This is a genomic window from Pseudomonas sp. 14P_5.3_Bac1 (assembly GCF_025466135.1).
Lineage (GTDB): Bacteria > Pseudomonadota > Gammaproteobacteria > Pseudomonadales > Pseudomonadaceae > Aquipseudomonas.
In genome coordinates this window covers 295,893-311,583 of record NZ_JANLOF010000056.1, presented here as the reverse complement: position 1 = coordinate 311,583, position 15,691 = coordinate 295,893, and the positions used below count along the sequence as shown (strand labels likewise).

General features: G+C 60.5%; 5 protein-coding genes. All 5 read left to right on the top strand.

The annotated features are described in order from the left end of the window. Window positions 1–2: 2 nt before the first annotated feature. The 5 genes from pgaC to NTD89_RS13715 all read left to right on the top strand — a co-directional run bounded on the left by pgaC (window position 3) and on the right by NTD89_RS13715 (window position 15,671). The gene (gene pgaC, locus NTD89_RS13735) at window positions 3–1,343 is read left to right on the top strand and encodes a poly-beta-1,6-N-acetyl-D-glucosamine synthase (RefSeq protein ID WP_124416133.1); all 1,341 of its coding nucleotides are present in this window, start codon (window positions 3–5) and stop codon (window positions 1,341–1,343) included. A 2-nt stretch (window positions 1,344–1,345) separates the two neighbouring features. Continuing rightward, entirely contained in the window at window positions 1,346–1,828 is a 483-nt protein-coding gene (gene pgaD / locus NTD89_RS13730; protein WP_106577326.1) for a poly-beta-1,6-N-acetyl-D-glucosamine biosynthesis protein PgaD, read from the top strand. A gap of 514 nt (window positions 1,829–2,342) precedes the next feature. Continuing rightward, the gene (locus NTD89_RS13725; protein ID WP_262208222.1) at window positions 2,343–4,067 is read left to right on the top strand and encodes a ShlB/FhaC/HecB family hemolysin secretion/activation protein; all 1,725 of its coding nucleotides are present in this window, start codon (window positions 2,343–2,345) and stop codon (window positions 4,065–4,067) included. 31 nt (window positions 4,068–4,098) lie between these two features. Next, window positions 4,099–15,090 (top strand): hemagglutinin repeat-containing protein, encoded by a 10,992-nt coding sequence (locus NTD89_RS13720; RefSeq protein ID WP_262208221.1) that lies wholly within the window; start codon window positions 4,099–4,101, stop codon window positions 15,088–15,090. After that, entirely contained in the window at window positions 15,087–15,671 is a 585-nt protein-coding gene (locus NTD89_RS13715) for a hypothetical protein (protein WP_262208219.1), read from the top strand. The genes NTD89_RS13720 and NTD89_RS13715 overlap by 4 nt, the downstream gene beginning before the upstream one ends. The last annotated feature ends 20 nt before the right edge of the window (window positions 15,672–15,691 follow it).

Sequence of the window (15,691 nt, the reverse complement as noted above, 5' to 3'; positions counted from 1 at the left end):
CCATGTTCGACAGAATCCTGGCTTTATTCGTGTTGGCGCTGGTGTTGGGTGTGCCCCTTGGCCTGATCTTTCTGGTCACCGGGCAGTTCCTGATGGACTTCGTGTTTTTCTACCCGCTGTTCATGTCGGCATTGTGGATCGCCGGCGGGCTGTACTTCTGGCTGCACTGGGAGCGTCACTGGCCGTGGAAGGAAGACACGCCGGCGCCGACCCTGGCCGGCAACCCGCTGATCTCGATCATCATTCCTTGCTACAACGAGGGCGATAACGCCGCCGACACCATTCATGCGGCGCTGGACCAGCTGTACCCGAACATCGAAGTGATCGCCGTCAACGATGGCTCCAAAGACAACACCGCCGCGGTGCTTGATGCACTGGCGTTGGAACACCCACGCTTGCGGGTGCTGCACCTGGCGCAGAACCAGGGCAAGGCTGTGGCCCTGCGCATGGGCGCGGTGGCTGCGCGCAGTGAGTACCTGGTGTGCATCGACGGCGATGCCTTGCTCGATAAAAATGCGGCGGCCTACATGGTCGCGCCGATGCTGGACAACCCGCGCCTGGGCGCCGTGACCGGCAACCCGCGCATTCGTACGCGTTCGACCTTGATCGGCCGGGTGCAGGTGGGCGAGTTCTCTTCGATCATTGGCTTGATCAAGCGCACCCAGCGGGTGTTCGGCCGCATCTTCACGGTGTCGGGTGTGGTGGTAGCGTTTCGCAAGAAAGCGCTGGACCGCATCGACTACTGGAGCACCGACATGATCACCGAGGACATCGATGTCAGTTGGAAGCTGCAACTCGATCACTGGGCCATCTTCTACGAGCCGCGTGCCCTGTGCTGGATCCTGATGCCCGAAACCGTCGGTGGCCTGTGGAAGCAACGCCTGCGCTGGGCCCAGGGCGGCGCCGAAGTGCTGTTCAAAAACATCCGTGGCATCTGGCAATGGCGCCATCGTTACCTGTGGCCGCTGTTGTTCGAGTACTGCTTGTCCACCGGTTGGGCCTTCACTTTCCTGCTCTCGGTGATCTTCTGGGGCCTGGGCAAATTCATGGTGCTGCCGCAGGCGATTGCCGTGGATTCGCTGGTGCCGCCGGCGTTTACCGGGCTGGTGCTGGCGATGGTGTGCCTGCTGCAGTTTGCGGTGAGCATCCTGATTGATCGGCGTTACGAAAAAGACCTGTGGAAAACCCTGTTCTGGACCGTGTGGTACCCGATGGTGTTCTGGCTGGTCAGTTTGCTGACCACATTGGTCAGCTTTCCCAAGGTGCTCTTCAACCAGCACCAGAAGCGCGCGCGCTGGGTCAGCCCGGACCGCGGTATTAAACCTAGCGAAGAGGAGGCGTGACGATGAAACTGGTCAGAACTCGCCAGAACACAGTGATGTGGATCATCGACGTGCTGCTCACCCTGCTGGCCTGGGCGGGGCTGGTCTGGCTGCTGGCACGTGGGATCGGCGCAATGCTGGAAACCCATGGCGGCCCGCGCATTGAGGCGCCGATTTTTGCGGCGCTCAACACCTTGCAGATCTACCTGTGGATCGCCTTGTTCAATGCGGTGATCCTGATCAGTTGGGCACGCTATCAACAGCGCCGTGGGCGCAAGTTTGCCCAGCGTCGCGCCGAAGCCAACGCGCTCAGCGATAAAAGCCTGAGTGAAAGTTTTAACTTGGGCGACGGCCACCTCGAGCAGTTTCGCAAGTCGGGCGTGCTGGTGATCCACAACGATGACGAGGGCGGCGTAGAAGATGTGAAGGCCCATGTTTCGCGCGACGTTGAGCGGCCAGGGCTGACCCTGGTGCCAGGGCAGGAAAAAGACAAAGGCGCAGGCTAATTGCCCCGTGCTCTTTACCCCGCGCTCTGTGGCGAGCGGTCTGTGTGGCGAGCGGGCTTGCCCCGCGTTGGGCTGCGAAGCAGCCCCAAACCTGACGCCACGATCTTCCTGACGTAACGCGGCGACACTGACCAGGGAACGCTTCACGCCCCAACGCGGGGCAAGCCCGCTCGCCACAAGAGGCGCTATCCCAGACTCATCCGATAAATGGGATCCAATTCACAAAACATCCGCGAACTTTTCTGTATTCCCCTGTACTAACCTAACTCGGTATTTAGTTGATGGCTAAGTAATGGCATCTGCAGGGTTGTTTGCCGAAGGGTTATCAAAAACAGTGGCCGCTTGTCGGAATAAAAGTTTCAACAATAAGCGCTTTCACCGTTTGATGATTATTTGTTGTTATTAATCAATAGGTTGTGGTTTTAATAAGTACGAATGCCCGACAAGTCCAGCTTCTTGGGCTAGCGCGAGTTCGATGTTAGTTTGCCGCCCCTTGATTTTCGATGGATCGAACATGTCTTTGTTATTGCCACGGACTCGGTATTTGCTGTGCACTTTCCTGCTCGCCTGTCTGGGCCTGAACAGTGCCACAGCCGCTCCCACGCCAGGGGATCAAGACTTGATCCGCGACCGGCAAAATCGCCTGCTCGAAGAGCAGGGCCGGCGCCTGCAAGAACTCCAGGACCTGCCCGGCAAAGAGGCCAAGCCCCAAGCCCCGGCGACGCCCGCTGACACCCGCTGTTTCCCGATCAAAGACATCGAGCTCAAGGGCGCCGACAGCCTGTCCGCTGCCGACCGCACGCTGTTGCTCAAACCCTATGTGGGCCAATGCCTGGGCGTCTCGCAGCTCAATGAGCTGCTTAAAGTCATCACCGACTATTACATCGCCAAAGGCCGCGTCACCAGCCGTGCCTACCTGCCGCAACAGGACCTGTCCAGCGGCCACCTGCAAGTGCTGGTGGTCGAGGGCAAGCTCGAGGCCTTGAGAAGCGCCGAAGGCAGCAACGTGACCGGTCGCGAGCTGGCCATGGCCTTTCCCGGCAAGGTCGGCGAGGCGCTGAACCTGCGCGAGGTCGAGCAACTGGTCGACCAGCTCAACCGTCTGCCGTCCAAACAGGCACAAATGGAACTGACCCCCGGAAAAGAAGTGGGCGGCAGCGACGTGGTGGTCAAGAACACCGCGCAAAAGCCGTGGCGCGCCAGCCTGTCGCGCAATAACGATGGGCAAAGAAGCACCGGCGAGCAGCAATGGGGCGCGGGCCTGGAGTGGGACAGCCCGCTGGGGCTGGCCGACCAACTGGTGCTGCGCGGTGGTCATGACGCGATCAGCGACCACCAGAAAACGTCGAAAAACACCATGCTCTACTACAACGTGCCGTGGGGCTGGTGGAACTTCAGCTACACCTACAGCGAGAGCGATTACCGCGCGCTGGGTTACACCGACACCTTCAAGTTCAAGCAGTCGGGCGATAACGAAAACCACCAACTGCGCGCAGAGCGCGTGATTCACCGCGATGACGTGAGCAAGACCTCAGTCAACGTCGGTCTGGCTCACCTGCGCACCAACAACTACATCGACGACGCCCACCTCGAAACCAGCAGTAACCGCCTCAGCGAACTGCAATTTGGTATCAACCACGGCAGGCGCATCGGCAATGCCTTCGTCAACGTTGACCTGGGCGTGCAGAACGGCATCGGTGCATTTGACGCCCAGCGCGACGACCAGCATCGCGATCAGTACGGGCACCTCACGGCCACTCCCGATTACCGCAAATACACCGCCACCGTCAGTTACCTGCAGCCATTCAGCCTGTGGGGCGAGTCGTTCAGCTTTACCAGCTTGGCCACCGGGCAACGCAGCGAAGACGTGCTGTTTTCGCCGCAACGCATCAGCCTCGGCGGCTCTTCTTCGGTACGCGGTTTCAAGGATCAGCAACTGTCCGGCGACAGCGGTGGCTACTGGCGCAATGAAGTGCGCTGGGCCCGCCCGGTCACGTTGGAATGGCTGCGCCCGGCCTTCGCCGAATACGGCACCAGCCTGGGTTACGACCAAGGTGTGATCCGCAACGACCGTTACAACGACGACTACCACGGCCGCGTTTCAAGCAACTCCGTGGAGCTGTTCGCCCGGGGCAAATACGTCAGCACCAGCGTGACGTTTGCTCACTCGTTAGAAAGGCCTGGGGTCGTGACGGAGCGCGAAGCACCGATCTACTTCCGCATGGATTTCTTCCTGTAATTCAACGCCCTGCTGCAACGAGAATCTGAAAATGGATGTTCGCCACTTTGCCTTTCTGGCCCGCCAACCTTCTGCTGCCCTGAAGCGCCGGGACGCGTTCCTTGGCCTGCCCAAGCGCGGCCTGGTGCTGATTTTGGCCAACGCGCTGTTCTGGCAGCCGTTGCTCGCCCAGGCCGAAGGCATTGTGGTCAGCAATCCGGCCACCAGCGTCGGCCAGGCCGGCAATGGCGTGCCGGTGGTGAACATCGCTGCGCCCAATGGCAGTGGCTTGTCCCATAACCAGTTCAAGGACTACAACGTCGGCCCCAACGGCGTGATCCTCAACAACGCCACCGGCGCGGTGCAGAACACTCAGCTCGGCGGCTACATCGTCGGCAACCCGAACCTCAAGGGCGGCGCCGCCAACGTCATTCTCAACGAAGTCAACGGCGGCAGCCCCAGCCAGCTGCGCGGCTACACCGAAGTGGCGGGCCAGTCGGCCAAGGTCATCGTCGCCAACCCGTACGGCATCACGTGCAGTGGCTGCGGTTTTATCAACACGCCCAACGTGACCCTGACTACCGGCAAACCGGTGATGGACAACGTCGGCCGTTTGGACCACTACCAGGTCGACGGCGGCGCCGTGACCATCGACGGCGAGGGCCTGAACGCCAGTAACGTCGACCGCTTCGAAATCATCACCCGCTCGGCCAAGATCAACGCCCAGATCAACGCACGCGAGCTGGCCGTAATCGCCGGGCGCAACGACGTCGATGCCAAAAGCCTGAAAACCACCGCACGCGCCGACGACGGCAGCGCCAAACCCGAGCTGGCCATCGACTCCAGCGCGCTGGGCGGCATGTACGCCGGCGCGATCAAACTGGTGGGCACCGAAGCCGGCGTGGGCGTGAAGCTCGACGGCACGTTGGCGGCCAGTGGTGGAGATATTCAGCTTGATGCCAATGGGCATTTGAGCATGGCGCAGACCGCCGCCAGCGGCGCGGTCAACGTCAAGGCCGCGAGCCTGGACGCCAAGGGGCCGGTGTACGCCGGCACGGCACTGGACGTGCAAACCCAAGGCGATCTGACCAACCGCCAAAGCCTGGCCGCCCGTGACCGCATTGCGCTGTCCAGCGGCGGCACGTTGACCAATAGCGACATTATCGAAGCTGGCGTCAACACCGATAACACCCGCAACGCAGCGGGCGACGTCAGCCTGCGCGGCAAGACCGTCAGCAACACCGGCACCAATGTCATCGCCAGCCGTACGTTGAGCGTCGATGCCCAGACCCTGAACAACCAGGGCGGCACCCTGAGTGCAAAACAGCACACGCAGATTACGGCAGGCACAGTCGACAACCAGAACAAAGGCCGCATTCTGAGCAACGGCGGCCTGGCCCTCACGGCCGATCGCCTGCAGAACACCCAAGGCGGGCTGGTCACCAGCAACGGTCCGCTGACCGCGGTTGTCGGTGAGTTGCATAACCAGGGCGGCGAAGTCTCCAGCCTGGACACCGCAGCGCTGACGGTCACCACCCTCGACAACGTCGCGGGGCTGGTCACGGCGGGTAAGGCGTTGAGCCTTAACGTCGGCAGCCTGAACAACCAGGGCGGTCTGCTCACCAGCCAAGGCTTGGTCAGCGTGGCCGGTAACAGCCTGGACAACCGTGAGAAAGGCTTGGTCGCCGGCGTCGAGGGTGTGCAGGTCACTGTCGCCAACATCGACAACCGCAACGGCGAGCTGTCCAGCCGTGCGGGCGTGCAGGTCACCGGCACGCAACTGGATAACAGCGATGGCGGGCTGGTGATTGCCGGCAGCGGCGCAGGCCTGAATGTCGATCAATTGCTCAACCGCAACCAGGGCCTGATCAGCAGCGAAGGGCTGTTGAGCGTCACGGCGCGCAACGTGGGCAACAACGGCGGTACGCTGTCCAGCGCCGGCCCGCTGACCCTCAACGCCCTTGGCGCGGTGGACAACCAGGGCGGGCGGCTGGTGACTGACGCCCGCCTGATCCTCAACAGCGCGAGTCTCGACAACAGCCAAAAAGGCACCCTGAGCGCACGTCAGGCCGCGCAGATCACTACCGCTGACCTGAACAACCAGCAAGGCGGTCAGATCACCAGCGCCGAGGCCCTGACCCTGGACCTCAACCGTGGTCAGCTCAATAACCAGGGCGGACTGATCAACGCGCCGCTGCTGATGCTCAACAACCTCAAAGATGTGCATAACCAGGGCGGCGAGATTTCCAGCAGCCAGGCGTTCACACTCACCGCCGACAACCTGGACAACAGCGGCGGCAAACTGCTGAGCAATACCGCGCTGACCTTGCGCATCGGCCAGGCCCTGGCAAACGTCAAAGGCATGATCGCCGCAGCGTCGGTCGACGCGCACGCCGCCAGCCTCGACAACAGCGGCGGTACACTCACCAGCCGTGGCGACACCGTACTCAACATTGATGGCCGCCTGACCAATCGCGATCAGGGCCTGCTCAACGCAGGCGCTGCCCTGACACTCAACAGCGCCGAGCTGGATAACCAGAATGGCTCACTGCTGGGCAGCGCAATTGCCCTGGACTTCGGCAACGCCACCGGCGACCTGAACAACGCCGGGGGCCTGATCACCACCGCCGGCAATCTGACCATCAACCATCTGCGTGACCTGAGCAACGGCGGTGGCGAACTCTCCAGTGCGCAAACCCTGGACCTCAGCGGTCGCACGTTGAACAACAGCAACGGCAAGCTGATCAGCAATAACCTGCTGCTGCTCAATGCCACAAACCTGATCAACCAGAACGGCTTGATGTCCGGCTGGCAGGGCCTGACCGTCAGCGGCGCGAACCTCGATAACCGCAACAACGGCACCTTGTCGAGCCGTTATGGCGACCTTAATGCCACACTGACCGCCAGCCTGCTCAACAGCGGAGCGGGTGCGCTGGTGAGTCAAAAAGCGCTGTACGTGACCGCCGCCGAGCTGGACAACAGCAACACGGGCGTACTCTCCAGCGCCGCCGGCCAACGTCTCAACGTGGGCGGTTTGCTCAACAACGCCCAGGGCGGCGTGATCGACAGCGGCGCAGCCCTGAACCTGAACGCGCAAAACCTGGACAACAGCGCCGGCAGCATCAGCGGCGGCACCGCCACCACCCTCGACCTGCTCGCGACCCTGACCAACACCAATGGCAAGTTGGCCAGCGGCGGCCCGCTGCTGATCAGCCGTGCCGCGCAGATCAACAACCAGGGCGGCCAGATCGCCAGCCAGGGCCTGTTGACCCTGCTGACCGGCGGCCTGGACAACCGCAACCGTGGCACCCTGGCCGCCAACGACCGCTTGAGCCTCACCGCCAGCGGCCTGGTGCAGAACGGCAACGACGGCTTGATCTACAGCCAGAACGCCGACCTCAGCCTCACGGCCAACCGCGTGGAGAATGGCAAAGGCACCGTGCAAAGCCAGGGCGGCATGACCGTCGACGTGGCCGACGCGCTGGACAACCAGAGCGGCAAACTGATCGCCCAGGCGGGTGATTTGAGTGTCAACGCCGCCAGCCTCGACAACCGTGGCGGCACCCTTGCCAGCCTCAAGGCCGCACTGCAAACCCGTGTGGTCGGCGTGCTGCGCAACGGTTATGACCTCAACAACAACCGTCAGGGCGGCGTGATGCAGGGGCAAAGCCTCAACCTGCAAGCCGGCAGCGTAGACAACTATGGCGGGCGCATCGCGGCGCAGGGCGGCAACGCACTGGTGACCACCGGCAATTTCGACAACCGCAACGGCGGGCTCTATGCCAAAGGCCTGATGCGCGTGGTCGGGCATGACTTTGATAACAGCGGCGACAACGACGGCCAGATTGCCGGTCAACAAATCGACCTGGACCTGAGCGGCGCACTTAACAACCGCCTGGGCATCATCGAAAGCGAAAGCACCCTCAAGGTGCGCGCTGCCAGCCTCGACAACCAGACCGGGCGCCTGCGTGCCCTGGGCACGGCGGGCACCACCGAATTCGCCATCGGTGGCCTGTTCGACAACCGCAACGGTGTGCTCGAAACCGCCAACAACGACCTGACCCTCAACGCCGGCAGCCTGCAGAACCTGGGCGGCAACGTACTGCACGTGGGCACAGGCAACTTCGGCATTGCCCCCGCCAACCTCAACGACGTGGGCGGCAGCCTGGTCACCCGTGGCGACCTGACCATTAGCCAGGGCCACTGGACCAACAGCAGCGTGATCCAGGCCGGGCAACTGACAGTCAACGTCGACACCCTCGACCAGACCGCCAGCGGCCAACTGCTCGGCGCCCGACGCTTCGTCGGCAGCGGCGCCAATTGGAACACCCAAGGCCTGATCGCCAGCGACGGCACGCTCGACCTGACGTTGAGCGGTGCCCTTAACAGCAGCGGGCGCATCAGCAGCCTGGGCGACCTCAACCTCAGCGCGGCACAGGCCACCCTGACCGACACGGCAAGCATCGCCGGCGGCGGCATCACTACGGCCAACATCGCCGGCACGCTCAACAACCGCGGGCGCATCACCGCCGCCACCGACCTGGTGCTTAACGCGGGCGCGATCAACAACTACGCGACCCTGGGCAGTGGCCAGCGACTGACCGCTACCACCGGTGCGTTACTCAACGACCACGGCCTGATCTTCAGCGGCGGCGACATGAGCCTGCGTGTCGACGCGTTGAACAACAGCTACGCCGACCTCTACAGCATGGGCAACCTGAGCGTCGACCGTGACGGCAAGGGCGGCCTGGCCAGCAGCATCCTCAACAGTTCTTCGACGATCCAGAGTGACGGCAACCTCAGCCTGTCCGCCAACTCGATCAAAAACGAACGGGCGGTACTGACCGTCAACGACGCGGGTGTCTATACCGCATCCGCCACCGAAGGCACCTGCATCGAGTACGTCAACGCGGGTGACTGTCATGCCGGTGGCACGGCGCGCAACTACGTGTGGGAGCTGGTGACCCGCGACAAACTGGAAGTGACCGCCGCCAGTGCCGGTTCGAGCATCACCTCGGGCGGTAACATGACGCTGGCGGGCGGTGACTTGCTTAACAGCAGCAGCTCGATTGCGGCCGGCGGCAACTTCACCGCGCGCCTGAACAACCTGGTCAACACCGGCATCGAAACCGGCGAGACCGAGACCTACCGGCTCTTTACATCGGCGCGCACCGAGCACCCAAGCGGCTGGTTCAATGCGGCTCGCGCACTGACCAATAAATACTGGTATCAAAGCCCTGGCTACAATCCCAATGACCTCGGTGGCCTGGAGGCTGCCGTGGCCAACTTCATCGGGATCATGGAGAGCGAGCGCACCCAGTTCGGCAAAGTCACCAAAATCGCCAGTGACGACCAACGTTACGCTGCGGTGATTCAGGCCGCCGGCGCGGTAGACGTCAAGGCGCAAGCCGGTATCGACAACAGCGTGGTGCGCCTGGGCTACAACTACATCGGTGCGGGCGCCAAAACCACCACCGGCGCCACGGGCGCCAGTGGCGCAGCCGGTTACTCGACGCGCGTCACCCTTAACCAGCAACTGCCGCCTGACCTCGCCCAACAGCAGATCAACCCGCTGAGCCTGCCCGGCTTCACCTTGCCCAGCGGGCAGGGCGGGCTGTTCCGTCTCAGTGGCGAAAGCGCCAGCGCGCCGGCCAGTACCGGCCCGCAAGGCTGGACCCTCGGCGGCGGCGGTGTAGACCGCACGCCGGTTACCGGCCCGGTCGTACCCGGCAGCGGCACCTCGGCCGACGGCGTGGTGATCAACCGTGTGCAAGGCCTGCCAGACAGCCAGTTCGTCTCCAACCCACAGAAATACCTGATCGAAACCAACCCGCTGCTGACCAACCTCAGCCAGTTTTTAAGCTCTGATTACATGCTGTCCAAACTGGGCTACGACCCAGACCAGGCCCAAAAGCGCCTGGGTGACGGCCTGTATGAACAACGCCTGATCCAGCAAGCCGTGATCGCGCGCACCGGCCAGCGCTTCATCGATGGTCAGACCAGCGACACGGCGATGTTCAAGTACCTGATGGACAACGCCATTGGCACCCAGCAGGCGCTTAACCTGTCGGTGGGCGTGAGCCTCACCGCCGAGCAAGTCGCGGCCCTGACCCACGACATCGTGTGGATGGAAAACGCCACCGTCGCTGGCCAGCAAGTGCTGGTGCCCGTGCTCTACCTGGCCCAGGCCAACAACCGCCTGGCGCCCAACGGCGCACTCATCACCGGCAGCGACCTGAACCTGGTCAGTGGCGCCGACCTCAACAACGTCGGCACCCTGCGCGCCACCAACAACCTGGCTGCCAGCGCCGGGCGCAACATGGTCAACAGCGGCCTCGTGCAAGCCGGCAACCGCCTCGACCTGCTCGCCGGCAACAACCTCACCAACCGCGCCGGCGGCATCATCGCCGGGCGCGACGTCAGCGTCAGCGCAGTGAATGGCGATGTGCTCAACGAACGCACCGTCACCAGCCACCAAAGCAGCAGCGGCTACCGCACCGAGCGCACCGACTTCGTCGACAACGCCGCCCGCATCGAAGCCGCCAACACCCTCACCCTGCAAGCCGGGCGCGACGTCAACAGCACCGGCGGCGCCTTCAAAAGCGGCGCCGACCTGGGCGTTCAAGCCGGGCGCGATGTAAACCTGGCCACCGCCGAACAGCGCAATGCCAACACCGTCAGCACCTACATGCGCAGCAGCAGCGCAAACCAGTACGGCACCGTGATCGAAGCCGGGCGCGACTTCCAGGTGGTGGCTGCGCGCGATATCAGCGCCATCGGCAGCCAGTTGAATGCCACGCGTGATCTGGCGCTGGTAGCCAAGGGCAATGTGAACCTGGCGTCGGCGGCGAATGAACAGCATTCGGCGTTTAATTCCAAGAAGGTCACCAGCCAGGAAGACCACGTTCAGCAAGTATCGACCGTGCTCAAGGCTGGCGGTGGCGCCACCCTGAGCGCCGGGCAGAATCTGCAACTGGTGGCCAGCCAGGTGGATGCGGGCAAAGAAGCGTACCTGGTTGCGGGTAACGACCTTGCCCTCAAGGCGGCTGAAAATCAGGACTACAGCTTCTACAGCAAAACCAAGAAGACCTCGTCCGGGAAGAAATTTCGCCTCGATGAGACATCCGCCGTCAACAATGTCGGCAGCCTGGTCAGCGCAGGTACCAACAGCACCGTTGTGGCGGGTGCAAACCTGTTACTGGCCGGGAGTGCGGTCACTGCCGAAAAAGGCGCTGCGCAACTGGTCGCAGGCCAGGACGTCAGCATTCTAGCGGTCACTAACTCCGACAGCGCCCGTCACGAACGCAAAGAAAGTAAAAGCAGTTGGGGTGGGTTCAAGTCGAGCAAGGTTGAAGACAAAGTCGACGAGAAACGCACCACTGCCGTGGGCAGTATGGTGTCCGGTGATACGGTCACCGTCGCTGCCAAGCGCGACGCCACAGTTACGGGATCATCCCTGGTAAGCACAGGCAACCTCGCCGTAGAGGCCGGGCGCGACCTGACCATTGATGCGGCGAAGAACACCTTTTCACGTGTCGACATGCACAAGGAAAAGAGCCGCGACCTCACCGGTGTGCTCACCGGCAACAAGCTGGGGCTGGATGACATCACCGGCAACCAACACCTTTCCATTGGCAGTCAGAAACACAACGGTACTGCCGATGAGATGACCTTGACCGGCAGCACGGTGGGTTCGAGTGCGGGCAATGTGTCGCTGACGGCTGGCCGAGAGTTGACGGTGGTGGCGAGTGATTTGGTGAGTACCAAGAGCATGGCGCTCACGGGGGCCAACGTCACTATCACCTCCGGCATGGAAACGTCGAACCAGACCAGCAAGGACAGCTCCAAAAGCCTGGCGGTTGGCCGTGTGATCGGTGGCACGCTGGTCGATACGGTCAACAGCATTCGCGACGATGTTCGGGCTGCAAAAAATGCCGATGACAGCCGTTTGAAAGCGGTCAAAGGCGCTCAAGCGTTGCTCTCGGCTTATAACGCCATGGGTGGCGATGACAGCGCTGCCAACGAGTCAGACGGCAAACCCGCGAATAGCTCGGGTTCGGTCATCAAAATCGGCACCGAATTAGCCTCGACTCGCAAGAAAAGCACCAGTGAATACCATGCTGAAACTGCCAAGCAATCCACGCTTAACAGCGGCGGCGGCTTGTCGATCATTGCTACGGGGGACGCGGCTAATACTGAAGGCAACCTCCATGTCATTGGCAGCAGTATCAAAGCTGGCGACACGCTGTTGTTGGCGAAAAACAACATCACGCTGGAGAGCGCGCAGGACCGAAAAAACTGGGATAACAAGAACAGCAATAACAAAACCAGCATCGGCGCCAGTTTCAACATTGGTGACCAGAACGGTTTCACCCTCGACCTTGGCGCAAAAATGGCCAAGGGCATGGGCACCGGGCATGAGTTGACCCAGGTCAACACGACGCTCGACACCGGTTCGTTGGTGCTCAAAAGCGGGCAGGACACTACGCTGGCCGGCGCCCAGGTACGGGCCGATGTCATCAATGCCAACATCGGTGGCAACCTGAATATCGCCTCTCGACAGGACGAGGCAAGCCAGAAAAACAAGCAGACCAGCGCCGGTGTGGGCGCCAGTATTTGCGTACCGCCCTTCTGTTGGGGCTCGATGGTAACCGCCTCCGGCACGATCGGCGGCAGCAAGATGAACAGCGATTACAACGCTGTGACTGATCAGACCGGGCTGTTTGCCGGCAGCGGTGGCTACGACATCTATGTCGGCAAAAACACCACACTGCAAGGTGTCGTGATTGCCAGCGAAGCCAGCGCTGATAAAAACGTCCTCAGCACCGAGCGGCTGCTGGTCAGCGATATCAAAAACAAAAGTGATATCAAGAGCCAGGCCGCCAGCCTGAGCTTGTCTTACACCAGCACCAAATGGGACAAGCCGGGCGGCCCGGTCACGCCACCTGACGAGCGTAAGTGGGCACACACCGACACCGGCGGGGCGATACCGCTGCTGCTTAAAGAGTCCGACAGCAGCAAAACCCGCAGTGCGGTCAGCCCTGGCACCATCATCGTTCGCGATGCCGCAGGGACCTATGACGTCGTCGGGCTCAATCGTGATACCGCAAACGCCAACCAGCATCTGGACCGTCCGGATGAAAAGGCCATGCAGGAACGGATCGACCTGATCCAAAGCTCGGCGCAATTGGCCAGCAGCGTGATCAACACGGTCGCCAAAGCCAAGTCTGACGCGGCCAAGGCTCAAGCGAAGAAAGCTGAAGGTGGCACCCCTGAGCAAGTGGCCGCTGCCAACGTGGCATTGGCCGATGCGGCCAGTTGGGGTGTGGGCGGCGATAAACGGATCATGGCGGACATCGCTACAGGTTTGATCGCAGCTGGCTTGGGCGGTGCCGGTGCAGGCACCACCGTCGGCATTGTTGCGAATACGACGGCCAGCGATACGTTCTACAAGATTGGTGATTACGCCAACCAAAGAGAGGTTGCAGCCACTAGCGCTTCGGAAAAGGCGGCCTGGGCTGAAGGTGGGGCTGCGCGAGTCTTGCTTCACACCCTGGCAGGCGCTGCCATAGGGCTGTCGAGTGGCAGCGTGCAGAGCTCTGCGCTTGGCGCAGGCGCTTCTGCCGCCTTGATGCCTATCGTCGAGAAAGCACTGAAAAACAGTGTTGACGACCCCCACAATCTGGACGCGATCTCCTCGCTGATCGCAACAGGCGTGGGCGCGGGTGTTGGCTCCGGTACCGGCGTAGCCGGAGCTGTGGCCGGTGGGAAAAGTGCGGCGAACGTCGATATGTTCAACCGTCAGATGCACCCTGCGGAAGTCATGGCGCTGAAGCAACAAGTCAGCGCATTGGCGACCGAGGCCCAGATCACCACGGCCGAGGCCGAGAAGCGTCTGGCCAGAGGGCTCGTTTACTACGTTGATGCTGATTGGAACAAGGTGGTAGGTGCGCATCAGGACCAGCCGGATGCACTGACGCTTAAATACCTGGGGATTGCTTTAGCACCTTTGGGGGACAAATACACCCGTCGCGCTGAGATGGGCGATGTACCGGTTATTGCCGACGCTGGAAAGATTTATACGCCCGACGAAACGGTTCGTTTGCTTCAGGACTATCGACTCAATCTTCCTAGCGAATACAACAATCGGAGCATCAACGGGGAGTACCTGGTCGGGAAATTTGATCCTGTCGTGCATCAATACGATTTCTACCAGAACAACCTCCGCTATGGTGCATCGTTAGGAGAGACGATAGAAGGCGTGGGAACGGGAATTCCTCAGGGATTGGCCGCTGGAACGGTGAGTATGGCTAACGGTCTTTGGGCGCTCGACAAGGCACTCCTTACCGACTTTACGGGTGTAAGCTCGCAAATGGCCAATGGCTTGGTGACCCTGCTATCAGGGCGGGGAGAGCCTGATACCGAGAAAGAGGCGCAAAGATTCCTGGATAGGCTCCAAGGCAACGAAATCGCTAGTATCAGGTTTGAAACAAAGCTTGCCACTGAGTTTGCGTTGTCGATGATTCCTGCGGGCCGAGCGGGTGCAGTGGGCAAAGTAGGGGAGATTGCTAAAGGGGCTGAAGGCGCTGCTGAGGTGGGTGCGGGTGCAAAAGGCGGTTCTCCAGAAACTGCCACCTATTTCAGGGTTGAGGGCGGCGGATCTGGCACTAAGACCAGTCAGAACCGTATTACTGCCAATGAGGATGGAACCATCAGCATCAACCCAGGTTGCGCAGGGCAAATTTGCGTAAGTGTTGGCAATGCTGATCACGCTACGTACTACTTGACGAACAAGCGACCTGATGGCTCTGTAGTGGTTTTTGACGTTGATGCTGGCCTTCATAAGGAAATTATGGACAGGGTAGTCCCTCAGCGGCCTGTCGCTGGTATGACGAAGGATCCTGATGCACCTAAGAGGGTAGACAAAGACCAGCCCGGTTACTCCCTCGAGCTACCCAAGATTTGGGAGTCGCTACTCGAAAAGAACTCGAGTAACGCCCGTGTTTATACACAGGATGAATTTTTCAAGGAGTTCAAGCAATGAAGGTGAACCAGACAGTTTTTGATGATCTTTGGAATGGAGAGAGAAGTGTCTGCTTTTTTGTACACTCTGGAAGATGTTATTGGGTGATAGATGAGAAGTATAATTTCTCTCTTGACGCAGAAAAAGACTATCGCGCCTATCTTGAAGATGGCGATATAACCCAGGAGCAATACGAGCAGTCTTGCAAAAGTTTCAGGGGCGGTATTCTGAAAATGACTTCGGAAAATTTTCCGCAGTATCTAGATGATTCAAGTGAAAAAATTCTTACTTCAAGCGATTTGAAAAATTTCATAGAAGCGGATTATGAAGTTTTTGAAAAGACTGAACATTATTTTTTAACCGGCGAGGGTTTGTCCCCGGCCCTATTTAAAAAGGCCAATATCATTCATTCCAGGTTTCCAAAGTTCTACATAAATTTTGACAGAAAAATTTTTATGCATATGGATGACGTGCGTGCTCATGAAAGTCTAGCTTATTCGGACTGGACTGCTGAATGCTTTGATTTTAGCTTTTTGATCCCTGCTCGCGAGCGGTACTGGATAGTGGCGGGCAATGACTATTGGAAACTTCGGTTTATATAAAGGGGAAAATAGCGGTCAGA

Excerpts from the sequence above, each read along its gene's own strand:
- NTD89_RS13720 (WP_262208221.1), top strand. The coding sequence starts at position 4,099 with ATGGATGTTCGCCACTTTGCCTTTCTGGCCCGCCAACCTTCTGCTGCC.
- NTD89_RS13715 (WP_262208219.1), top strand. The coding sequence starts at position 15,087 with ATGAAGGTGAACCAGACAGTTTTTGATGATCTTTGGAATGGAGAGAGA.
- pgaD (WP_106577326.1), top strand. The coding sequence starts at position 1,346 with ATGAAACTGGTCAGAACTCGCCAGAACACAGTGATGTGGATCATCGAC.
- NTD89_RS13725 (WP_262208222.1), top strand. The coding sequence starts at position 2,343 with ATGTCTTTGTTATTGCCACGGACTCGGTATTTGCTGTGCACTTTCCTG.
- pgaC (WP_124416133.1), top strand. The coding sequence starts at position 3 with ATGTTCGACAGAATCCTGGCTTTATTCGTGTTGGCGCTGGTGTTGGGT.